This is a genomic window from Streptomyces cyaneochromogenes (assembly GCF_003963535.1).
Taxonomy (GTDB): domain Bacteria; phylum Actinomycetota; class Actinomycetes; order Streptomycetales; family Streptomycetaceae; genus Streptomyces; species Streptomyces shaanxiensis.
This window is the reverse complement of record NZ_CP034539.1, coordinates 8,522,122-8,542,531: the sequence shown is the minus strand read 5'-3', so window position 1 is coordinate 8,542,531 and position 20,410 is coordinate 8,522,122. Positions and strand designations below refer to the sequence as shown.

17 protein-coding genes and 5 pseudogenes are annotated in these 20,410 nt (G+C 66.8%); 14 read left to right on the top strand and 8 right to left on the bottom strand.

The genetic code is table 11. The annotated features are described in order from the left end of the window. Positions 1 to 161: 161 nt before the first annotated feature. Positions 162 to 821, top strand: a complete 660-nt coding sequence (locus tag EJ357_RS38650; RefSeq protein WP_003996602.1) for a phosphatidylserine decarboxylase — start codon at positions 162 to 164, stop codon at positions 819 to 821. Positions 822 to 843: 22 nt separating this feature from the next. Beyond that, positions 844 to 1,662, top strand: coding sequence for a CDP-diacylglycerol--serine O-phosphatidyltransferase (pssA, locus tag EJ357_RS38645; protein ID WP_126400582.1), 819 nt, complete (start codon positions 844 to 846; stop codon positions 1,660 to 1,662). Between the two features lie 202 nt (positions 1,663 to 1,864). Here pssA and EJ357_RS38640 read toward each other — a convergent pair whose 3' ends face one another. Next, positions 1,865 to 3,001 (bottom strand): glycerate kinase, encoded by a 1,137-nt coding sequence (locus tag EJ357_RS38640; protein ID WP_126400579.1) that lies wholly within the window; start codon positions 2,999 to 3,001, stop codon positions 1,865 to 1,867. Positions 3,002 to 3,173: 172 nt separating this feature from the next. Here EJ357_RS38640 and EJ357_RS38635 point away from each other — a divergent pair, with 172 nt between their 5' ends. Both EJ357_RS38635 and EJ357_RS38630 read left to right on the top strand, forming a co-directional pair. Beyond that, positions 3,174 to 4,253, top strand: coding sequence for an ADP-ribosylglycohydrolase family protein (locus tag EJ357_RS38635; protein ID WP_126396293.1), 1,080 nt, complete (start codon positions 3,174 to 3,176; stop codon positions 4,251 to 4,253). A gap of 287 nt (positions 4,254 to 4,540) precedes the next feature. Next, positions 4,541 to 5,035: an NUDIX domain-containing protein gene (locus EJ357_RS38630; protein WP_126396292.1), complete on the top strand. Its 495-nt coding sequence runs from the start codon at positions 4,541 to 4,543 to the stop codon at positions 5,033 to 5,035. Positions 5,036 to 5,402: 367 nt separating this feature from the next. Here the strand turns inward: EJ357_RS38630 and EJ357_RS38625 are convergent, their stop codons facing one another. Then, entirely contained in the window at positions 5,403 to 6,011 is a 609-nt protein-coding gene (locus EJ357_RS38625; RefSeq protein ID WP_228472743.1) for an SMI1/KNR4 family protein, read from the bottom strand. Between the two features lie 196 nt (positions 6,012 to 6,207). On the opposite strand from EJ357_RS38625, the gene EJ357_RS38620 reads away from it, so the two are divergent. Beyond that, positions 6,208 to 6,489 carry a hypothetical protein gene (locus tag EJ357_RS38620; RefSeq protein ID WP_228472742.1) on the top strand — a complete coding sequence of 94 codons (282 nt, stop codon included), beginning with the start codon at positions 6,208 to 6,210 and terminating at the stop codon, positions 6,487 to 6,489. Here EJ357_RS38620 and EJ357_RS38615 read toward each other — a convergent pair. After that, positions 6,467 to 6,571 (bottom strand): annotated as a pseudogene (locus tag EJ357_RS38615) (IS5/IS1182 family transposase); the annotation flags it as partial. The gene EJ357_RS38620 and the pseudogene EJ357_RS38615 sit on opposite strands and share 23 nt — an antisense overlap. 554 nt (positions 6,572 to 7,125) lie before the next feature. Between EJ357_RS38615 and EJ357_RS38610 the strand changes: the two are divergent. The 9 genes and pseudogenes from EJ357_RS38610 to EJ357_RS38560 form a co-directional block, all read left to right on the top strand. Beyond that, positions 7,126 to 7,452 carry a hypothetical protein gene (locus EJ357_RS38610; protein WP_126396291.1) on the top strand — a complete coding sequence of 109 codons (327 nt, stop codon included), beginning with the start codon at positions 7,126 to 7,128 and terminating at the stop codon, positions 7,450 to 7,452. A 188-nt stretch (positions 7,453 to 7,640) separates the two neighbouring features. Then, a pseudogene (locus EJ357_RS49765) lies at positions 7,641 to 7,955 on the top strand (hypothetical protein); the annotation flags it as partial. A gap of 99 nt (positions 7,956 to 8,054) precedes the next feature. Further along, a complete protein-coding gene (locus EJ357_RS38600) occupies positions 8,055 to 8,456 on the top strand; it encodes a hypothetical protein (RefSeq protein WP_225890818.1) in 402 nt (133 codons plus the stop codon). Positions 8,457 to 8,816: 360 nt separating this feature from the next. Next, positions 8,817 to 9,500: pseudogene (locus EJ357_RS38590) on the top strand (transposase family protein). Between the two features lie 38 nt (positions 9,501 to 9,538). Continuing rightward, the gene (locus EJ357_RS38585) at positions 9,539 to 9,892 is read left to right on the top strand and encodes a hypothetical protein (protein WP_228472741.1); all 354 of its coding nucleotides are present in this window, start codon (positions 9,539 to 9,541) and stop codon (positions 9,890 to 9,892) included. 105 nt (positions 9,893 to 9,997) lie between these two features. Then, positions 9,998 to 10,806, top strand: a protein-coding gene (locus tag EJ357_RS38580) for an IS5 family transposase (protein ID WP_407698536.1) whose coding sequence is annotated in 2 segments (ribosomal slippage) — positions 9,998 to 10,343 and positions 10,343 to 10,806 — 810 coding nt in all. Because the reading frame shifts where the segments join, the coding sequence is not laid out codon by codon here. Between the two features lie 96 nt (positions 10,807 to 10,902). Next, on the top strand, positions 10,903 to 11,478 hold the full coding sequence (locus EJ357_RS38575; protein ID WP_126396288.1) for a hypothetical protein: 576 nt from the start codon (positions 10,903 to 10,905) through the stop codon (positions 11,476 to 11,478). 1,093 nt (positions 11,479 to 12,571) lie between these two features. Continuing rightward, complete coding sequence (locus EJ357_RS38570; protein WP_126396287.1) at positions 12,572 to 13,306, top strand: SIR2 family NAD-dependent protein deacylase; 735 nt, start codon at positions 12,572 to 12,574, stop codon at positions 13,304 to 13,306. A 1,247-nt stretch (positions 13,307 to 14,553) separates the two neighbouring features. Then, a pseudogene (locus EJ357_RS38560) lies at positions 14,554 to 15,194 on the top strand (SIR2 family NAD-dependent protein deacylase); the annotation flags it as partial. Between the two features lie 123 nt (positions 15,195 to 15,317). On the opposite strand, the gene EJ357_RS38555 reads toward EJ357_RS38560, so the two are convergent. From EJ357_RS38555 to EJ357_RS38530, 5 genes and pseudogenes are all read right to left on the bottom strand, one after another. Further along, the gene (locus tag EJ357_RS38555) at positions 15,318 to 15,764 is read right to left on the bottom strand and encodes a hypothetical protein (protein ID WP_126396285.1); all 447 of its coding nucleotides are present in this window, start codon (positions 15,762 to 15,764) and stop codon (positions 15,318 to 15,320) included. A gap of 124 nt (positions 15,765 to 15,888) precedes the next feature. Beyond that, positions 15,889 to 17,099 (bottom strand): annotated as a pseudogene (locus EJ357_RS50855) (IS701 family transposase). 363 nt (positions 17,100 to 17,462) lie between these two features. Next, a complete protein-coding gene (locus tag EJ357_RS38540) occupies positions 17,463 to 18,257 on the bottom strand; it encodes a GAF domain-containing protein (RefSeq protein WP_126396283.1) in 795 nt (264 codons plus the stop codon). 353 nt (positions 18,258 to 18,610) lie between these two features. Beyond that, positions 18,611 to 19,255: a hypothetical protein gene (locus EJ357_RS48620; RefSeq protein WP_175647672.1), complete on the bottom strand. Its 645-nt coding sequence runs from the start codon at positions 19,253 to 19,255 to the stop codon at positions 18,611 to 18,613. After that, positions 19,233 to 20,231 (bottom strand): hypothetical protein, encoded by a 999-nt coding sequence (locus tag EJ357_RS38530; RefSeq protein ID WP_126396282.1) that lies wholly within the window; start codon positions 20,229 to 20,231, stop codon positions 19,233 to 19,235. The genes EJ357_RS48620 and EJ357_RS38530 overlap by 23 nt, the downstream gene beginning before the upstream one ends. Positions 20,232 to 20,410: the final 179 nt, after the last annotated feature.

Genomic DNA, 20,410 nt, shown 5'->3' with positions numbered 1-20,410 from the left:
TTCGGGGTGTTTTCTTGGAGAAGAAGATCACACCCCGTCAACACTCTTCGGCGGCCGACTCGGCTTCCTGGCTTGCCCAGTTGTGGCCCGCGACCGGTACGATCCCGGGAAAGCCGCCGTCCCCTGATACCGCGCGGCATCATCCGCTACGAAGGTCATCCATGCCCCACAGCCAAACCTCTGCACCACGCGACAGCCAGGTCGGCGGCGTACGCCTCGCGCGCGGAGCATCGCCGTGGCTTCTCCCGACCGTCGCCACCGCAGCCGTCAGCCTGCTGCGCGCACGCCGCTCCGGCGTCGCCAAGGCCGTCGCCGTGCCCGCCACCGCTCTCGCGGCGGGCATGCTGTGGTTCTTCCGCGACCCCGAGCGCGAGATCGCCCAGGGCCGGGTCATCTCGCCCGCCGACGGTGTGGTGCAGAGCATCATGCCGTGGAAGGACGGCCGTACCCGCGTCGCGATCTTCATGAGCCCGCTGAACGTCCACGTGAACCGCGCGCCGCTCTCCGGCACGGTCACCTCCGTGGAGCACATCCCGGGCGGGTTCGTTCCGGCGTTCAACAAGGAGAGCGAGAACAACGAGCGCGTCGTCTGGCACTTCGACACCGAACTCGGTGACATCGAGATGATCCAGATCGCGGGCGCGGTGGCCCGCCGTATCGTCCCCTACATCCCGCAGGGCACGAAGGTCGAGCAGGGCGACCGTATCGGTCTGATCCGCTTCGGCTCCCGTGTCGACATCTACCTGCCCGAGGGCGTGGAGGTCGCGGTCGAGGTCGGGCAGAAGACCGTGGCTGGGGTGACTCGCATTGACCGTGATTGATCCTGAGACTCAGCCGGGCTGGGTGCCGGACGCCGACGAGGTGGACGAAGAGGAGGAGATGCCCCTCTCTCTGCGCCTGTCGATAGCGGACACCCTCACTCTCGGCAACGCCACGTGCGGCTTCATGGCGGTGTACTTCACCACCACCGGCATCCTGATCCCGCACCTCACCGGCAGCGAGGAAACCGGCATGGCCCGCCACAGCGCGGCCACGGCGGTCATCCTGATGCTCTGCGCGGCGGTCTTCGACCTGTTCGACGGCCTGGTCGCGAGGAAGCTCCGTTCCTCCCCGATGGGCGCGGAGCTGGACAACCTCTCCGACCTGATCAGCTTCGGCCTGGCCCCGGCGTACTTCGTGCTGGTCTACGGCATGGTCGCCAACGACGCGCACCAGCGGGTGGCGGCGGTCGGCGCGATCGTCGTTCTGCTCGCCGTGGTGCTGCGCCTGGCGAGATTCTCGTGCGTGACGGTGCCGAACGGCATGTTCCAGGGGATGCCCTCGCCGTTCGGCGCGCTGACGGTGGTCTCGATCGTCCTGCTGGAGCTGCCCTTCGTGGCGACGCTGCTGGCGATCCTCGGCACCGCCTGGCTGATGGTGAGCCGGGTCGAGTACCCGAAGCCGCGGGGGCGCCTCGCGGTGGCGATGCTCGCCTGGATCGTCGTCAGCATGGGGCTGCTCGCCGCCTGGGCCTTCGACGCCCCCAGCGGCCAGCTGCTGCTCCAGACCGGCTGTGCGCTGCAGCTGGTGATGGGCGCGGTGATCCCGCTGTTCGCCACGGCCCGCCGGGTGAACAACTTCCGCGACAACCGGCGTGAGGCGCGGGCGGCGCAGCTGCCGTAGCGGTTCTACGTCACTGAAGGGGCCCCGAGCTGATTGGCTCGGGGCCCCTTCTGTTCCGGGCCAGATTTCGCCGGACCAGGCAAATTTCAGCCCGTCCGGCGTTTGAGGACGAGGCCCTTTCGGGGCCGAAGCGGGGGTCCGGGGGCGGCAGCCCCCGGGGACGGGACGGGTAGGGGCGGCGGGGCGAAAGGAATCCCCGGCCTCAGCCCAGGAAGTCCTCCGCGATCCGCTCCGCCACCCGCTCCAGAATCGGTCCGGCGTCCGCAATGCACTTGGCCACGTCCGGCTCGGCCTCCGTCAGCGGGTACGCCCGCCGGATCCCGGCCCGGCCAAGGGCCTCCGGCGCCAGCGCGAGGCGGCCGCACACGGCGACGACCTCCTTGTCGGCCGCCCGGGCCGCCGCGGCGACACCGGCCGGGGCCTTGCCGTGCAGTGTCTGCTCGTCCAGGGAGCCCTCACCGGTGATGACCAGCGTCGCCCGCTCCAGCGCGGGCGCGAAGCCCAGGACGTCCAGCATGACCTCGATGCCGGGACGGAAGCGGGCACCGAGGAGGAGGGCGCCGTAACCGATACCGCCCGCGGCGCCGGCACCGGGCGCGGCCGCGTGTTCGGCCGCCTCGGGCCCGACGGACTCTCCCAGCACCTTCGCGAAGTGCGCGAGGGCGACGTCCAGCGTCTCCACGTCGTCCGGCGAGGCGCCCTTCTGCGGGCCGTAGACCGCCGGGGCACCCTTCGGGCCGGTCAGCGGGTTGTCGACGTCGCTGGCGAGCACCAGCTCGACGGATTCGAGGCGCGGATCCAGGCCCGACAGGTCGGCGGTGGCCAGGTCGCCCAGGCTCCCGCCACCCGGCGCCACCGGCTCCCCGGCCGCGTCGAGGAACCGCGCGCCCAGCGCGGTCAGCATCCCGGCACCGCCGTCGGTCGTGGCGCTGCCGCCGACGCCGAACACGATCGTGCGGGCACCGGCGTCCAGCGCGGCCCGCAGGAGTTCCCCGGAGCCGTACGTGGACGCGGTGAGCGGCGCGAAGACGCCTGCGGGCAGCCGTTGCAGGCCGCTCGCCTCCGCCATCTCCACGACCGCCGTGTCGCCGCTCAGCGCGAACGCCGCCGTCACCTCGTCCCCGAGGGGCCCGGCGACCCGTACCTCGCGGCGCTCGAAACCGGCCGCGACCGCCGCGTCCACGGTTCCGTCGCCGCCGTCGGCCACGGGCATGGCCTCGACCTCGAGGCCGGGCACGACCCGGCGCAGACCGGCCGTCACCCGCTCGGCGACCTGCACGGCCGTGAGCGAGCCCTTGAACTTGTCCGCGGCGATGAGCACCCTGTGGGCACCGTTCACTGCAGCGTCCGCCACCTTGTCTTCCCCTTGCTCTCCGGGCCCGCGCACGTCGGGCCAGTCGCGCCGCTGCGACCATAACCGCAGGAAGCCCCCGCCGTCATGCGCTGACCGGACCTTGAGAACCTGCTACGCCCTCCCTGTGCGGGAGTCCGGAATTGGGTAAACCGGTCCTATGACCCCTGTGGGCACTGAGCCAGAGCTCGCCGACCGCATCCTCGGAGGCTGGCTGGGCCGGATCGCGGGCAACATGCTCGGCAAGCCGGTCGAGCAGGGCGACCTGTGGACGCGGGACCGTATCGACCGCTATCTGCGGCAGGCCGCGGCCCTGCCGCTCACCGACTACCTGCCCGAGCCGGCCAGCGAGGACGACGGCTTCGAGCTGCGCCCCGAGTGGCGCCAGTGCGTACGCGGCCGCATCCACGGCAGCTGCCGCGACGACGACGTCGACTACGCCATCCTCGGCCTCGACCTGCTGGAGACCCACGGCTTCGGCTTCAGCACCGAGCAGGTCGGCGAGCTGTGGCTGCTGCGGCTGCCGTATCTGCAGACCTTCACGGCTGAGCGGGCGGCGTACCGCAACCTCGCGAACGGTCTGAAGCCGCCGGTGACCGCCACGTACGACAATCCGTACCAGGAGTGGATCGGTGCCCTCATCCGGGCCGACATCTACGGCTGGACCTGCCCGGGCGACCCGCGCCGCGCGTCCGCCCTCGCCCGCCGGGACGCGGTGCTGTCGCACACCGGCAACGGCGTGTACGGCGCGATGTGGGCGGCGGCGCTGATCGCGGCGGCGTTCACGGCGCCGACGGTCCGCAAGGCGGTCGACGAGGCACTCACCGTCATCCCGGCGAGCAGCCGCCTCGCCCGCACCGTACGCCGGGTCGTCTCGCTCCACGACACGCGGATGACCTGGGAGGACACCCTCACCACGGTCGCCGAGGAGACCGCCGGGCTCGGCTGGATCCACACCGTCCCGAACGCGGCCGTCCTCACCGCCGGCCTGCTCTACGGCGACGGCGACTTCACCCGCACCATCACCCTCACTGTGCGCGGCGGCCTGGACACCGACTCCAACGGGGCGACGGCGGGTTCGGTGGCCGGTGTGCTGACCGGCGCGGAGACGATCCCGGACCAGTGGACCGCGCCGCTGGAGGACACCGTGCGCAGTGCGGTGTTCGGGTTCGACGGGGTGCGGATCAGCGAGCTGGCGGAGCGGACCGTGCGGCTGGCGGAGTCGGAGACGGAGGACTAGTCGACGACGGGGAGCGGCGCGTGCGCTCACCGGAGCGGGGGCGGCTTCCCGGACGGGGCTTTGGCTTGTGTTTCCCCGGGCGGAGGGATCGGCTTTCCCGAGCGGGGGGCTCCGCCGCGCGGCGTATGCGCCTCCCCGAGCGGGGGCGGCCCTCCGAGCGGGGGGCTCCTCCGCGCGGCGCGTACGCCGTCCCCGAGCACGAATCAGCTTCTCCGAGCGGGGCCTGTGCTTCCCCGAGCGGGTCGGCCGTCGGAGGTGTGGTTGCGCAGGCTGGTTAGTCTTCCTCAATGACGACGACGCCAGACTTCGCCGCGTACATCGCCTCCCTCCCCCGCGTTCTCGCCGGTGCCGCCGCCCTCTTCCGCGACGCCGGGGGCCGAGTCCTGCTCGTGGAGCCCAACTACCGTGAGGGCTGGGCGCTTCCGGGCGGCACGATCGAGTCCGACGGGGGCGAGACGCCCCGCCAGGGCGCGCGCCGCGAGACGGCCGAGGAGATCGGCCTGGACCGGGAGCTGGGCCGACTCCTCGCGGTGGACTGGGCGCACGGTGCGGGACGCCCGCCGCTGGTGGCGTACCTCTACGACGGCGGAGTCCTCGGCGAAGACGACCTCAAGGCGATCCGGTTGCAGGAGGAGGAGCTGCTGTCCTGGCGACTCGTGGAACCGCGGGACGTCCCGGAATACCTCCCCGACACCCTGGGCCGCCGGGTCCTGGCCGCGCTGGACGTGCTGGCGGACGGCACGGGCACGGTGGAGCTGGAGAACGGTCACCCGGTGGGCTGACCCGGTCGGCTGTCCGTTCGCCGCCGCCCCAGCCGCCGACCTGCCCTCGGCACCATGGCAACGACTGCTGAGGGTGGGGCCCGGACCAGCCCGCCGGCGGCGGCGCGAAGTAGCGTCCGACCACGGGGCAGGGCGTCAAGAGCCGGGAAGAGCAGGAGAAGGACGTTCGCCGGTTCGTCGAGAGTCGCGGGGCCGATGTCTCTCCACGCACCAGCAACAACATCACCGGCACGCTCGATCTCCTCACCGACAACGGCCGGACGGTCGCGCGCTTGTTGGTGACCGTGGCCAACAAGTCACGTGCACACACGGCAGCGATGGGCCGAAACCCCGAGCCCGGCGAACCGCTACGGCTGGTCCGAGCTGCTCATTCCGCTGCTGGACCAGGGGGCGGGGGTGGTGACCCGTACGACGGCGGGCCGGTCTTTCCAAGGGTCTGGTCGGCCGTAGCGAAGCGGTGCTCCGTCGGCTTCAGCACTTCGTAGAGGTACCCGAAGTACTCCGTTTCTGCCGTTCCGGTGAGCACCGCCAGTAGGAAGCCGAGGCAACCCATGTCGTGGTGCTCCCATAGGGGGCCGCGCCCCTCGTTGTAGAGCACGGTCCAGTCGTCGGGGTGCTGACCGGGCCGCGCCAGCCAGTACAGGAACGCTCCCGTGCCCTCCTCAAATGCCCAGGGCACGACCCTCGCCCCATCCTCCTGCAGGTCGGCGGGCTTGTCCTCGAACTCCCACAGGTCGGCCAGGATCTCGTGCCGTTCCGTCATCTGCGCGTGCAGGTCGCAGTCGTCGTAGGCGGAGTCGGGGACGAGCAGCCAGATCGTCTCGTCGAAGATGCCGTCGCCGTATGTCTCGACGAGCCGCTTGTAGTCGGCGGGCAGAGCCAGACCGAGAGCGCGCTCGGCTTGCGCCCAGTCCACCGCGGGTGGCGGATTGACGGGCGGCGGGCAGAGGCGGACGAGTGCATCGAGGGCGGCCATGGAACGGACGCTACCTGGACACCGGCCGGTTCCGGCACGCCGGGAGCTGCGTCTGTCGGGGCGTCTGTCGGGTAGTCGATGGGCGTGCACACTTGGCCCGTTGGGTTACCTACAGCACCCAGTCACAGGTGCGCGCACCCCCGTTAGCAAGGCCGCCGCACTCCGCATCGGCCAAGAGGCCGGCCACGGCGAGATCATGGCGTGGACATGGGAGATCGAAGCATGGTTCGCTCTCACCCAGAGCCGATGGACGGACATGCTCGAAGCAGTCGAGGCCGGACACGTCGCCGAGCAGACACACTCCGTCGGCGTACAGCTCTACGCCCACAAGGCCCGCGCTGCCGCCGGCATGGGAGACGCCCGCCTGGTCCGTGACTCCCTGGGCCGGACGCGCGAGGCTCGACCTCGCTACCCCACCCGGACCACCCCGAACACCACTTCATCATTGAGCTTCTTCAGCGTTGCAACTCCAGTGTGAGGACGGCCTTGGCGATTGACGTCATGCGGTTGGGGCTGCAGCGGGACCTGCGGAAGATCCGCCAGGACTTCAGGCGGGCGACCTGGAGGACGATGAGACTGCCGCTGGCGCGAGGAGATCCGGCCGGGTCAAAGTTCAGAGCAGCTTCTCGCCGATCCTGCCGTTCGGGTACAGGGCAGCGGCACGTGCAGCCAGTTGATCAGCCCTTAAGTGACCCAGGCCAGGCGGCCTGGCGGGACCATGGCGCGCGCCAGCAGCTGATCGTGACCCTGACATCTGTCAGGGTCACAACGTCCCGGGTCCGCCCCTACAGTTCGAGGCGCCGGCTGGGCGTCCCCTGCACCGCTACGGCGGCTGAAGCGGGGGCCGTTAGCGCTTCGGTCAGGTCACAGCACGGGCGCCACGGCACAGCGCCCCTCTGCGGAAGCCCTCAGCACCTGGACCCAGGGAGAAAACATGCACAGCATCCGACGGATCTTCAGCGTAGGAGCAGCCGCGATCATGTTGGCGGCAGGCGTGGTGGCCGGATCCGCCGGCGCGGCTCAGGCAGCACGGTCGGACTGCGAGGGAGGTGTGAATGGTTTCACCGACATCCCGGACAGTCTCAGTGGCCGGGGTGTGGGGGGTGCGGGTGCGATGGTGATTGACTTTCCCCACGCTGTCGCCTCGTACGCGATGCAGGCCGGCAACGTCGGAGGCCGACAGGCCGCGTGGGGCGTCTTGACCACCGGATCGGGCAGCAACTGGGGCTCCGGGGTCCTGGCACAGGTCTGGATGGACGTCAGCAACGACAACAGGCAGACCTGGATCCAGTGCGGTTCTTTCGACACGATGACGGGCGGCAAGAGGATGACGACGCCGGCCTACCCGACCAGCAGCTCGTCGAGCCGGGCCTTCCGCGTCTGCGCGCGGCTGCTGAGCCAGGGCAGCAACAGCGGCATCCAGTGCACCTCTTGGTGGTAGACCAACCACCTCTCTGCTCCGCGTCAACAGTGCGCCGACACCCATCGCCGGCAAGCCGGAGCAGGTCCAGTCCCAAGGACCACTGAGTTTCTTCGATGTGGCCACCGACCGGGTGACGGTCCGTGAAGCGCAACGAGCGAAGCCCCCGGGTTGTTGATCGAGATGTCTGACGTCTCAATCACGTTGCTCGGGGTTACACCGACCTGGGCAGGCTGACCCGTTCGCTGAACGTTCCCGGTGGCGTACGACCGGCGGGCACGTGGTTCGGCACCTGGAGCTCCGGTGTCAACGTCCGCCCCGAGCCCAACACCACCCACGACCCGCTCCTCCAGCTCCCCGCCGGGGTCGAGGTGCTGGTCGGCTGCCAGACGTGAGGGGAGACCGTCTCGGTCCCGCCCTACACCAACGAGTGGTGGGCCTACCTGCCTCCGTACGGGGGCTATGTCAGCAACATCTACATAAGCAGTCCGGACAACCAACTGCCCGGCGTCGCGCAGTGCTGAGCAGTGCATCACGGTGCTGCGAAGGGCCTGCGGGAAGAGCCGGGCAGGCACCCGGCACCTTTCGGTCGAACTCGAAAACCAGTGAGAAAAGGACAGTGGATGACCAGGACCAGGAAGTATCTCTCCCTCTGGATGGCAGCCCTCGCCCTGACGGCGGGCGGTGTGATCGCCGCCCCTTCGGCCAGTGCCGCTGCCAGCGCCGAGTGCGGAGTTCGGGCGAGCGACGGCCGGCTGTGGTGCGGGAACGGAGCCCCCGCCATTCTGCGCTCGGGCGCCTATCACGAAGCGAACATAACGGGGCAGCTCTATTCCACCTTCAGCTGGTTCGACTGCTGGACCTATGGTGGACTGCACGGCGGCGGCAACACCACCTGGTACCACACCAAGGGTGACTGGACCGCTCCTGGCTACGACGGGTGGGGCTACGTCCCGGCGGACTGGGTCAACACACCGTCCTCGTTCGACGCCGATCCGAGCGCGCGCGGTCTGCGGCACTGCTGAGAGCAGCACTGCCGAGCTCGCCGGACCACCTCCTTGATGTCGTCGGTCTCGTCCACGAGACCGGCGGCATCGTCGTCGTGGCGCCCCATGTCGGCGACCCATTCCCTCCCGTTAACGGTGCCTGACGGATCAGTTCCGGGTCACTCGGGGATGATCTGTCCATGGGGTATGAGGCAGAGCGCCCTTTGGGTGCAGAGCAAGATCTAGTCACAGGTGGTAGCACCCTGCCCGAGGCTACAACCACTGAGCTTCTTCGATGTGGCCACCGATCGGGTGACGGCCCGTGCAGCGCAACGAGCGAGGCCCCCGGGCTGTTGATCGAGATGTCTGACGTCTCAATCACGTTGCTCGGGGGCCTCGTTGGTCGTCCATCCTGCCGCACTTGACCTGCCGCATGCACTCGTGGAGTGGGTCACCATGTTGATCGTCACCCGTGAGGGCGACCGGCGCTGCAAGCTCCGTCCGTCCCAGCGAGCGATGGTGGCACTGGTGTACCTGCGCGAGCACATCACTCTGGCGAAGATCGCTGCCGGGTTCGGGATCAGCGAGTCCACCGTGCATGCCTACACCAGCGCAGTCGTCGACCTCCTCGCCGCCCGTGCACCGGGTCTGCTGAAGACGCTGCGCGAGCATGATCCCGACTTCGTCCTGCTCGACGGCACTCTCGCCGAGTGCGACCGGGTCGGCGACGGCCGGGCCGACTACTCCCACAAACACCGGCGCCACGGCGTGAACGTGCAGGTCGTCACCGATCCCGGCGGCCGGCTGTTGTGGCTCTCGCCCGCCCTGCCGGGCCGCACCCACGACCTGACCGCTGCCCGCACCCACCGGATCATCCGGATCTGAGGCATCAAACGCAGGCCCCTGAAGAAACTGACTCCCACCGAGAAGACTCGCAACCGTGCCCTGGCCGCAGCGCGCGCACCCGTCGAACGCGGAGTCGCCCGCCTGAAGTCCTGGCGGATCTTCCGCAGGTCCCGCTGCAGCCCCAACCGCATGACGTCAATCGCCAAGGCCGTCCTCACACTGGAGTTGCAACGCTGAAGAAGCTCATTGACCCGAACAAGTGGGGCTTCTACGAGATGGACGCCTATCGTCTCCTCGGAGACGACGAACTCGCCGCCGCCCACGCCCGCTCAGTAATCCGCATCAGCACCGGCCCACACGGTACAGAGATCTCCCCCATGCGCGCAGCAGCAGCCCGTCTGACCCTCGGAGTCGCAGCCGCCCGCACGGGAGAAATAGAGGAAGCCATCGGCATCGGTACCAGAGCCCTCGAAGCCGACCGAAAGTCCCTCCCATCCCTGCTTTTAGTCGCCGACGAGTTGGACAAGGAACTACGCTCGCGCTGTCCACGCGAAACTGCCACACGCGACCTCCACGAACGAATCATGAAAATCAAGCAAGGAGCGACTGATTCCGAGCTTCCGTTTTGAGCGCGCAGAAGCCCCGACGGCGTGAGGCCACACTGGATCTTCAGAAGGCACCCAAGGCTTAGACGTCGTCTTGATTGGCGGTAGCTCGTTACTCAGGGCATGGACATAGTTGAGCGGCTGGTGCCGGACGGGCTGTGGGAGATCTTCCAGGACGTGGCCTTGGAACCGCCGGTACGCGCCCAGGGTGGAGGCCGGCGGCGATGTGATGACCGTGCGGTCCTGGCCGCGATCGTCTTCGTCGCTACCTCAGGCTGTACTTGGCGTCAGCTACCGTCGGCCTTCGGCGCCTCCTGGCAGACGGTGCACCGGCGATTCACGGAATGGTCGCGGGCCCGGGTGTGGGCGAAGTTGCACCGAGTGGTGCTGGACCGGCTCGGCGCGGCCGGCGCGCTGGACTGGTCGCACTGCGCGGTCGACTCGGTCAGTGTCCGCGCGGTCAAAGGGGGCCCTTGACCGGACCGAATCCTACCGATCGAGGGAAGTTGGGTTCGAAGATTCACGTCATCTGTGACCGCAGCGGGTTGCCTATTTCCGTGGGCGTCTCCGGCGCCAACCTTGACGACAGCCAGGCTATTGTCCCTCTGATGCGCGGTATCCCGCCGATCCGTTCCCGCTATGGGCCCCGGCGTCGCCGTCCGGGCAAGCTCCACGCTGACAAGGGTTACGACTTTGACCACCCGCGAGGATGGTTGCGCCGTCGACAGATCGTGCCGCGCATTGCCCGCCGCGGCATCGAATCGTCCGGCCGCTTGAGACGGCACCGCTGGGTGGTCGAGCGGACAATGTCCTGGCTGAACGGCTGCCGCCGCCTGCACCGCCGCTACGAGCGCAAGGCTGAACACTTCCTCGCCTTCGTCGGTATCGCCAGCACCCTCATCTGCTATCGCCGCACCATCGTTGAGGCGACCCGGTAGGCGAGCCTCGTGGTAAAAGTGGCCGCCCAGTTGACCAGAGTGACCAGGCCGGACCACTTCAGATCACCGGCGGGTTCGGCCGTGTTGGATGGGCCCATGAGCCAGACAGCTGCCCTGCGCCTGCGCCAGGCCATCGCCCGGACCGAAGACGCGACACGAGAACGTCTCCCCATCGGGCGGCGCCCAGAGGAAGCCGACGATCTACTGGGCACCTTTGCCACCGACGGGGCACTCGGCTTCGATCCCTTCCCCTTCCTCCAAGCAATCCACGACGCCGGCTCACGCGCGGTAGTCATCGGTCAGGTCGCCGGCATCATGCACGGATCCACCGAACTGACCGGGGACCTCGACCTGCTCTGGGACGGCACCCCTGACGAGGCGCACGCCTTGCGTGACGCCCTGGCCCGGTGCGGCTGCACCGACCTGCCCGATCTCGACTGCTCACAGGTGGGGTACCGGGTCACCGGTGCCAGCGGAGACCTGTGCACTCCCGAGCTGCGCTGGGGTGCCATGGATGTCACCCCCTGCCTGAACTCGGCGGAGACCACTCGTGACCCCGCAGGATTCACCATCCGCTACGCCGCACTCGACGACCTGATCCGCATGCGGCGGGCTCTCGGTCGCCCGAAGGACCACCGTCGCGCAGACGAACTCGTCCAGCTACGCACCTGACTCGGTATGACCAGCGCTCACCGTCGTTTCCCATAAACAACCGTGCTATCGGGAAATCGTCGGCGTCATCCGCTCTCGGCATACCTCCAAATGAGACGACGTCTTAACGGCGACTGATCTCGTAGAGACGTTGACCGCTGGACGAGTAGACAGAAGCCTGATCATCACTGTCAAACTGAACCTCGTACGAGCCCTGGTTCGGCTCTTGAGTAACCGTGAGAGAATAGCGGCCGTCACCGTTTGCCTTGCTGGAGATCACGCAGCGCATAGGTCCGCCGATATCAAGGGGCCTACCCTGGGAATAATAGAATCCCGAGCAGTTGCCATCCTCGCTAAAGGTCTTCACATCACCGCTCAATGTTACCCAATTCCCCGCCAACCTCGACGCACCGGTCTGAGACTCATTAGATCCCTCACCGAAGAATTGACCAAGCAGGGGGATGAGGCCGACTAGCGCAACCACGACAGCCGCCGGGAGAGCGAGGCGAAGCCAGTTGTTCGTGGTCCGCTTAGACCTATCGGTGAAATGTTTCGACTTGTCGGTATGCGTCACATTGAAACTGTTGCCGCTACCCGAAAAGGTATTCCCACTCCCCACACTTACACCCGGATTATTCGAATCATTATTCGACATCAGCACATCCTCCCTTGAGTGGATTAACAGCCCACGCAAGTCCGGCATGAGACCCCCTCGGCCAGAGCCACTGCGGAGTATCCAGCCTGTCAGCGATTCCTAAACGAAGAACGAGGCAAATTCACACGACTGAGACATTCATGGAAAGCATGCTCGAATACTTCGCACTCCTGCGCCGACACTCTCAACGACATAGCGATTGCCTTGCATGACTACCGCCGGAGGAGGCGCCCGAGCGGGGTTACATCTGCCGATGCCTTGCGACCAGGGCGTTCCGTCCACTGACTCTGCTGGCCGCCCACCGGTGAGCATTGCCAGTCGATGAGCATCGAGTACCGAAGGTGCCGATTGCCTGATACGGCAAGGAGGGAGCGGGCCGCAGCCAGAGCAGAACACCTGCACCCTGCTGCACCGTGAAACCCATTCGCCACAAGCGAGCTAACGTCCTACTCTCGGCCCATGAGCAAGCCACTCGTCGCCATCCTCAGTGGTGCAGGCATCTCCACTGATTCCGGGATTCCCGATTATCGCGGGCCCAACGGGCTGTGGCGGCGGGATCCGGAGGCGGAGAAGCTCGTCACGTACGAGTACTACATGGGCGACCCGGAGATCCGGCGGCGGTCCTGGCGGATGCGGCTGAAGAACCGGACGCTCCGGGCGGAGCCGAACGCCGCGCACCGGGCCGTGACCGAGCTGGAGCGGTCCGGGGTGCCCGTCCGGGTGATCACCCAGAACGTGGACGGGCTGCACCAGCTGGCCGGGATGCCCGCCCGCAAAGTCCTAGAACTGCACGGCAGCGCACGCAGTGTCGTGTGTACCAAGTGCCATGCGCGCGGGCCCATGGAGGACGCCCTCGCACGGGTCGAGGCCGGCGAAGACGACCCGCCGTGCCTGGAGTGCGGCGGGATCCTAAAGTCCGCGACCGTGATGTTCGGCGAGCGGCTCGACCCCGTCGTGCTCGGCGAGGCCGTGTCCATCACCAAGGCCTGCGAGGTGTTCATCGCGGTCGGCAGCAGCCTCCAGGTGCAGCCCGCCGCCGGACTCGCCGGTGTCGCCGCCGACCACGGGGCACGGCTGATCATCGTCAACGCCGAGCCCACGCCGTACGACGACCAGGCCCACGACGTCGTACGGGAACCCATCGGAACAGCCCTTCCCGAACTGCTGCACCGACTCCGTGCGGAATGCGACTAGTTCGCCTTGGATAGCACGCAGGCCAGGACAGCGCTGCCGAACGACTGGTGGCTTCCAGGCCAGCAGCCACCGCTCCCGCGCACGGCCATCGATTACTCAAGCAGTCGCAGCGCCGAGAGGATCGCCACGCACAAGGTCATCCAAAGGATGAAAGCTCCTCCCCCGTGCAGAAACGCGCCCGCCGGATCGCTGCCTGACGCCCAGGATAGGAAGCCTGCCACGAGTGCCACGAGCAAGGAGGTCAGGGCGGCGATCAAAAGGAAGAGCGCCTTAACATATGGTTCCCGCTGCACCGAACGATTCCCTCAGCTGCGGACCGGGCGCAGCTGGGAATTCGTGATCACGCTGCGAGTTGCATAGGCGGCAGGTTCCGGGTCCCGGTCGTCCCGGACCTCCGCGCGGCATCATCCAACGGTGGAGCGTTACGCGTACTCGCTCCCGTCAGAGCTGTGCGAAGGTAGACCCGTCCCTTGGAGCCGACGGCATCAAGCCTGTCACGATGCCAAGCGAGGACAAGACAATGCAGGCCAACGAGCAAGAGGAGCACGGCACGTAGGTTTCGGCTACTTGCCCGATTGAGTCCCAGGACTTCTCGGAAGTGCCCAATCAGAAAGTCGAGCGGAGAGCGCCCGCACGAGAGTCCTGTCCCAAGAAAGTAGGTCGGCAGGCTGCGTTCGGCATCCAGAGCTTCATACGAAGGACGCCAGAGACCTGTGCGTACCAGACGCCCCATCAGCTGTAGGAACGCGTAACTCTTCCCAGACCCCGTGCCCGTATAGATCTTGTATACCCCACCATCTGCGATGGTGGCGTTGTCAAACGCAGCCTCAGCGTGCGTCAGTTCATGCAGGGCCGAAGCAGCTCGAACCGCTGTGGAGCGGCGAGAGACCGCGCCACCGGGCGGCATAACAAGGCTGAACCGCAAAGGCCGGAGCGTCAGGTCGGGAACGCGGCGCGCGATAGAGAGGGCGGACCATCTCAAGAACTCCGCCATTCCTTTGTATGCCTCAGCGAGGAGACACAGGTTGGCTGGGGAAAACACAGCCCCGTGTCCGAGATGCACGACACCTGCTGCCTCTGTGCACACGTCCGATCGACACCAAGGCGACAGCGCTGTTGAGTTGGTGTAGTAACTCACGGCGCCTCCCCTCATGTCGTTGGCTCTCATAGTAGCGGGACATCGGTTCTAGGGATCAAAGCTAGCGGTGGCCACATCTGTGCGCGAAGGCCGTGTTACATCTGCCGCGAACGGACTGTGGCGGCGCGATCCGGAGGCGCAGAAGCTCGTGACGTACGAGTACTACATGGGCGACCCGGAGATCCGGCGGCGCTCGTGGCAGATGCGGCGCAAGAACCGGACGCTATGGGCCGAGCCCAACGCGGCGCATCGGGCCGTGGCCGAGCTGGAGAAGTCCGGCGTGCCGGTCAGGGCCATCACGCAGAACGTCGACGGGCTGCACCAACTCGCCGGGATGCCCGCCCGCAAAGGCCTCGAACTGCACGGCAGCGCACGCAGTGTCGTGTGCACCAAGTGCCATGCGCGCGGGCCCATGGAGGACGCCCTCGCGCGGGTCGAGGCCGGTGGAGTGCGGCGGGATCCCGAAGTCGGCGACCGTGATGTTCGGCGAGCGGCTCAATCCGGTCGTCCTCGGTGAGGCGGTCGCCATCACGAAGGCGTGCCAGGAAGTTCATCGCCGTCGGCAGCAGTCTGCAGGTCCAGCCGACGGCGGGGCTCGCGGGCGTCGCCGCCGACCACGGGGCACGGCTGATCATCGTCACCGCCGAACCCACGCCGTACGACGACCGCGCCAACGAAGTGATGCGGGAGCCAATCGGGGACGCACTACCCGTACTACTGCGCACACTGAGCAGCCAGAGCAACCAATGACGGCCACTTTAAAGATCTCTATCCCTTCGTCGCCGGAGCTTCTAGTACCACAGCCGCAGTTGCTGTGATCCATGACTACCCGACCGATCGGGCAACCTGTTCACCCGCTGGAGCAAGTCGCTGCTACACAAGCTCGAACGTGACCGGCGCCACGGATGGCATTGAGATTGTGTCGCCCTCAGCGAGACCATGGGGATCCTCGTAATCGACGGGTAGCACGATCAACATCGTGTGCGGACGCGGCAGCCACCCAACGTCTTGAGGCGGATCGCAATACCCGATGTCGATCACCCGTACCAACTGCTCGGGAATACCCACGCCGCAGTTGTCGCCCGTAGATAGCGTCCAGGGGGCAGGATCGGTCTGGAAGAGGCTCATCCGAGACTCGAAGGAGCCTTGCCTGCGCGGGATGGCGTACTGTCCGTTCCACTGGATTTCAGAGTCAGGATCGATCTGCTCCCATGGCCAGACGATGGACACGTCCCAGTCTGAGACCTTGACCACCCGTGTGGGGGCGAAGGTACAGCTGACACGCAAGATGTCGCCTACCTTGATCGTCTCGTCGTTCATGATCACCCCTGTCCGCTCCCTACCACGTGTGAACTGCACCGTAACGCGCAGTTGGCGTGGAGCGGCTTCGGGCGGGAGCTGCCATGGGCGAGAGATCCTGAGGCCTAAAATACTGCAGCCGCAGTTATGGGGGTCGGTGGCCGCGGCGGCGGTAGTGGCTGAGGCGGGCTCGGTGCTGGTGCCGGCGTCGCCAGCGTGACCAGTGCAGGATGTGTCCGGCCTCATGTCGGACGGTGTGGACGACCTTGGCCAGCAGGCGTCTGATTTCGTTCACGCCCAGTCGGATCAAGTCGCGGTTGCTTCCCCCTTTTCGCCGGTGCTGACCTGTAGCGCGGTCAGGTGGACGGCGGCCACTAGGGCCAGGGTGATGTGCCGGTACCAGGCCCGGTACTGGCGTGCCTGGTAGTGGTCCAGTCCGACCTCGTTCTTGGCGGCCTGGAAGCATTCCTCGATCGCTTAGTTGGCACCGGCGGCTCGCACGATCTCCGCTGGCGGCGTCCCCAGCGACGCGTGCACCAGGTTGTACGCCCGCTCTCCGGTGGTTGGGTGGCGGCGGATCAGCAGCACGGTGGAGAAGCCGTCGGCGGCCTCTCGGTCCGGTAGCGAGAACTAGGTCCAGGCGTACTCGCGCAGCCCGTGGGCGCCGTCGCTGGCTGAGTGGATCTCCCAGACGTCCTCGGGCAGGATCGCCGCCAGGGTGCGGGCGTTCTGCCCACGCGGCCCGAGCCGGTGTTCATAGCCGATGGCCAGCACATACGCCAGCTGTTGGCCGGTCAGCCAGGACCTGAGGGCGGGGTTGTCGCCGTAGACCTCGTCCCCGCACACCCAGCGAAACGGCACCCCGGCCACCATTGCCCGCTGCAGCATCGCCTCGGCCAGGACGGGCTTGGTGGCGAACGCGACATCCTGGCCGATCCGCGCGTCCGCCCGGCGCTCGGCATCTCCGTCCATGAGGTGGGCAGGTACAGCTCGCGGTCGATCAGCGCGCGGCCCGCGACGGAAGCGTAGGCGAGGAACACCCCGAGCTGGCAGTTGTCGTTCTTCCCGGTAGTGCCGGTGCACTGCCGCTGCACCCCGGCCGACCGCACGCCCTTCTTCACGAACCCGGTCTCGTCCACGATCAACACGCCGTCGTCCGCGGCGAGATGCTCCACCACGAAGGACCGGACCTCGTCACGGACCGCGTCCGCGTCCCAGTCGGCCTGGGTTCAACAACCGCTGCATGCCGTCCGGACACCGCTCGCTGGCCTGCTCGGCCAGCGTCCAGCCGTTCTTCCGCTGCAGCTGACCGATCCGGTCCTGCAGCACCTCCAGCCCCGCCGGCCAGCCCTGCACTTCCCCGCCCGTGCCCGGCTCAATGAGCGTCGGGCCCACCGGCCACAGCAACTGCGGCTGCAGTACTAGGCTGCCGTGAACCCAGTCCCATCGCGCCTTTCGGCCTTCAACGACTGCCGCAAGAGGAACCCACTGGCTGAGGCGGAAATCCCTGCGAGGACACTGATCCAAACAGCTCCAGCGAGCCCGAGCAACACAGTTATCGCCAGTCCAACGATAATCATTGCGACGTACCCCAGACGATCCCAGACCGGTTCATCACCTCGAGCAATTCGGTTCGCAACCTCTTGCTCGGCCACACGATGAGCCTGCAGCCTCATTTCGGCTATGACGTAATCCACCTCGGGGTCGTCAGGATTCAGATTAGACCTGCGCATACGCCACCCCCAACACATTGGCTAGCACTTGAGTGAAGGCCCTGTGAGTTTCATTCAAGTCTCCAGCCTCCGGTGCATCCACACACAGGACACCTGTTGTCCTGCCCGATGCTCCATCAGCTTGAACTCGCACGACGATTACCGCGTCATAATCCTTAAGTGGATCACTTGCAGGGAAACGCTTCGTGGTAGTGATCCCGTCAATCAGGACGGGGACGCCATCGTCCAACGTCTTCTTCATATAGAGACCGTCAGGTGTGGACAAATCGAAGCGCACCCTCGGCCCTACCGCCCGCCCGCGAGAGCCCTTCAGCTCCAATTGCCCGCCAGCACTATCGAGCAAGTAGAGCGAAGCTCGCGCACCTTTAGTTGTTATCGGGACATTCTGTCGCGTCATTAGAGATGCCGCAACGGTCAGTGCCGTACCTTCAACATTACCAAGGTGATATCTCTTATCGGCGACAGTAGGCTCTTCCGACAGGTCAGCCAAGGCTTGAGTAAGCGGCTTTAGCGCGATGTCGAGCGTCTCATTCAATCGCGTTTGATAGTCCACAGAAAGCGCCTGAATGCGACTACTCTTTCGCTCTACTCGGATCACCTGGATTGCACCAAGAAGCACCACTCCGACTTGCGAAAGGGTACCTGCCCACATCATGTAATCGCGATGGCTGCTCGGCTTGTCCCCTGCCGCAAATTGCGTGTAGAAGCCGATTGCCGCCAGTGTCGCACCCAGCAGCGTAATGACGATCACCGACGCATGCTGCTTAAGGAAGTTCAGCATCCACCCCCCTGAGTGCCGTTGGGTGCTCGGCTCATGTGCGGCACAGCACCCCATCTCAGGCTAGCCAAGTCAACTCGCCGTCACAACTTGCCGGTTGTGGTCGCCCATGAGTTGCCGCATGGCCGCAAAAGTCACCCCCCTGAGAGACAGACCAGCTGGCAACAGCACGGGAGCCAGCCAACGCCGTACGGCGACCGCGCCGAGGAAGTCCTTCGGGAGCCCATCGGCGCCCCCCTGCCGAAGCTGCTGGGCAGGCTCGACACGGAGACAGGCTGGGAGCTCACGACACAGCGAGGGAAGCATCCGACGGACACGGCAGGCGGCACGGAACGCCGCAGAGGCCGCCGTGCCGCTCAACTCCGAAGGCCCAGAACGCGCTGTACCAGGTCGCGGACCTCGTGCGGGGGGCAGGCGACGCGCGGCAGGTCAGGCGGAGGGGCTACATCCAGGGGGCCGAGGACGAGGTTCTTGCGGTCCGCGTGGTGCTCGCCGAGCACGATCGTGGCGCTGAGGCCACGATGGCCGCTGCGGTGGAAGACCCCTGAGGGGAGCCGGTAGATGTGGCCGACGGGAATCTCCTGAGGGACCTGGGGTGTGCACCCGACGAGGCGCTCCGTCGCACGCATTTCGTCGACGCCCCACACACTCCTCGCCTCGTATAGCCGGTGCTCGGGGCGCTCGGCGCAGTCGCGCACGGTGACGACCTGGTTGAAGACGGTGCCGCACAGGACATAGCTCCACAGGTCCCAGCTGTGTGCGTGGACGACCGGCGAGACCGCCTCGTCGTCCTCTGTCCATACGTGCAGGCACAGACCGCTGTCGTCGTGCCGGTACAGCGGCAGGCAGGTGAACTCCAGCGGATGCCGCACGGCAGGGGCGGCGGACCGGCCGGGGACGAGCGCATGCAGGGCCCGCCACGCCCACTCTTCGACGGTCGCCGTGTCGCCGTCGCGCAGAGCTGCGATGATGACGTCTTCAGGTGTAGGGGTTCTCGGCATTGACAGCTTGTCTGATGATGAGTTGCACGTCGTCGTCGGTGAAGTCGTCTGGAAGCTCCAACTGTAGCCGGGAGAACAGTTCCCGCACCTCGTCACCGGTCGGCTGCGCGCTGAGGGGGCACGCCTTGCGGAGTTGCAACTCGCGTGCCTGGTTGAAGTGTTCCAGCAGTTCGCTGCGCCAGTAGTCGTAGTAGAAGCGCCCCTCGGTGATCATCAGTGCCGGGAAGCGCGGGCCGCGCTCGGTGATGAACAGGCGGTTCTGCGTCATGTCCCAGCGGAAGAGGGTCATGGTCGGCGAAAGCGCGACCGCGATCTCCAGCGGTGGGTAGCGCTGCTTCCACCAGCACGAGGCGACGATGGTGGCGAACAGCTCAACCTGGGTCCCTTTGGCGGTCCAGGTCTGCTCATCCTCGTTGGGGTCCTCGACGCCGTGCCGGAAGAAATTGGCGTAGCGCTCGCAGAGCGCGACGTTCCCGGGATCGAGGATCTCCATGCGGACGCGTAACGGACGGTGGTTGCTGCGGGCGCGCTGTACGCACTCGGGGAGGACGACAGCCCGTACGAACGTCGCGGTGCCGCCACGGAAGATCCACTCCTTGGCCTCGCTTCGCGCCTCCGTCAAGGACTCCGTGATGTCGTTCCCGCGCAACACCGTGATGGTGGACCCTTCGTCGAGGGCCGCTCGGCGCTCGGAAAGAGTCTTCTCGATGACGCTGATCCGCTCGATGTGGGTCGGCAGCAGCTCCAGCGACTGGTGGGCGGCGAGCAGGGTCACCCGTGCGTTGGGTTCGGTCTCGGCATTCCATCGGTCGCGCAGCACGGAGAGCGCCAACGCGGCCAGAGTGACGAGGATGGCGCTGTTGACGATGGAGGTGGGCACGGCACCAGACAGGCCGAGCACGCCGACGATCGCCGCCGTCACGAGCGCCAGCACCGCCTCGGTGTTGACCCCGAGCCAACGCACAACAACTCTCACCCGCATGGATGGTTGCCCCCCTCGCTCGCACCGCCCCGGGTCGCCACGGCAGCCGGAAAAGCATCGCGCAGCGGATCAACACCGCGCAACCACACGGATGTTGATGCACACGGGATGCCCACCAACGGCCGCGTCCACACCGCCCCACCATCTGGTGAGCCTGATCTGAAGCGTTGTTC

Bases quoted from the DNA above. Each gene is read 5' to 3' on its own strand.
- EJ357_RS38650 (WP_003996602.1), top strand. From the start codon at position 162: ATGCCCCACAGCCAAACCTCTGCACCACGCGACAGCCAGGTCGGCGGC.
- EJ357_RS38635 (WP_126396293.1), top strand. From the start codon at position 3,174: ATGACCCCTGTGGGCACTGAGCCAGAGCTCGCCGACCGCATCCTCGGA.
- EJ357_RS38630 (WP_126396292.1), top strand. From the start codon at position 4,541: ATGACGACGACGCCAGACTTCGCCGCGTACATCGCCTCCCTCCCCCGC.
- EJ357_RS38625 (WP_228472743.1), bottom strand. From the start codon at position 6,011: ATGGCCGCCCTCGATGCACTCGTCCGCCTCTGCCCGCCGCCCGTCAAT.
- EJ357_RS38620 (WP_228472742.1), top strand. From the start codon at position 6,208: ATGGCGTGGACATGGGAGATCGAAGCATGGTTCGCTCTCACCCAGAGC.
- EJ357_RS38610 (WP_126396291.1), top strand. From the start codon at position 7,126: ATGGTGATTGACTTTCCCCACGCTGTCGCCTCGTACGCGATGCAGGCC.
- EJ357_RS38600 (WP_225890818.1), top strand. From the start codon at position 8,055: ATGACCAGGACCAGGAAGTATCTCTCCCTCTGGATGGCAGCCCTCGCC.
- EJ357_RS38585 (WP_228472741.1), top strand. From the start codon at position 9,539: ATGGACGCCTATCGTCTCCTCGGAGACGACGAACTCGCCGCCGCCCAC.
- EJ357_RS38575 (WP_126396288.1), top strand. From the start codon at position 10,903: ATGAGCCAGACAGCTGCCCTGCGCCTGCGCCAGGCCATCGCCCGGACC.
- EJ357_RS38570 (WP_126396287.1), top strand. From the start codon at position 12,572: ATGAGCAAGCCACTCGTCGCCATCCTCAGTGGTGCAGGCATCTCCACT.
- EJ357_RS38555 (WP_126396285.1), bottom strand. From the start codon at position 15,764: ATGAACGACGAGACGATCAAGGTAGGCGACATCTTGCGTGTCAGCTGT.
- EJ357_RS38540 (WP_126396283.1), bottom strand. From the start codon at position 18,257: ATGCTGAACTTCCTTAAGCAGCATGCGTCGGTGATCGTCATTACGCTG.
- EJ357_RS48620 (WP_175647672.1), bottom strand. From the start codon at position 19,255: ATGCCGAGAACCCCTACACCTGAAGACGTCATCATCGCAGCTCTGCGC.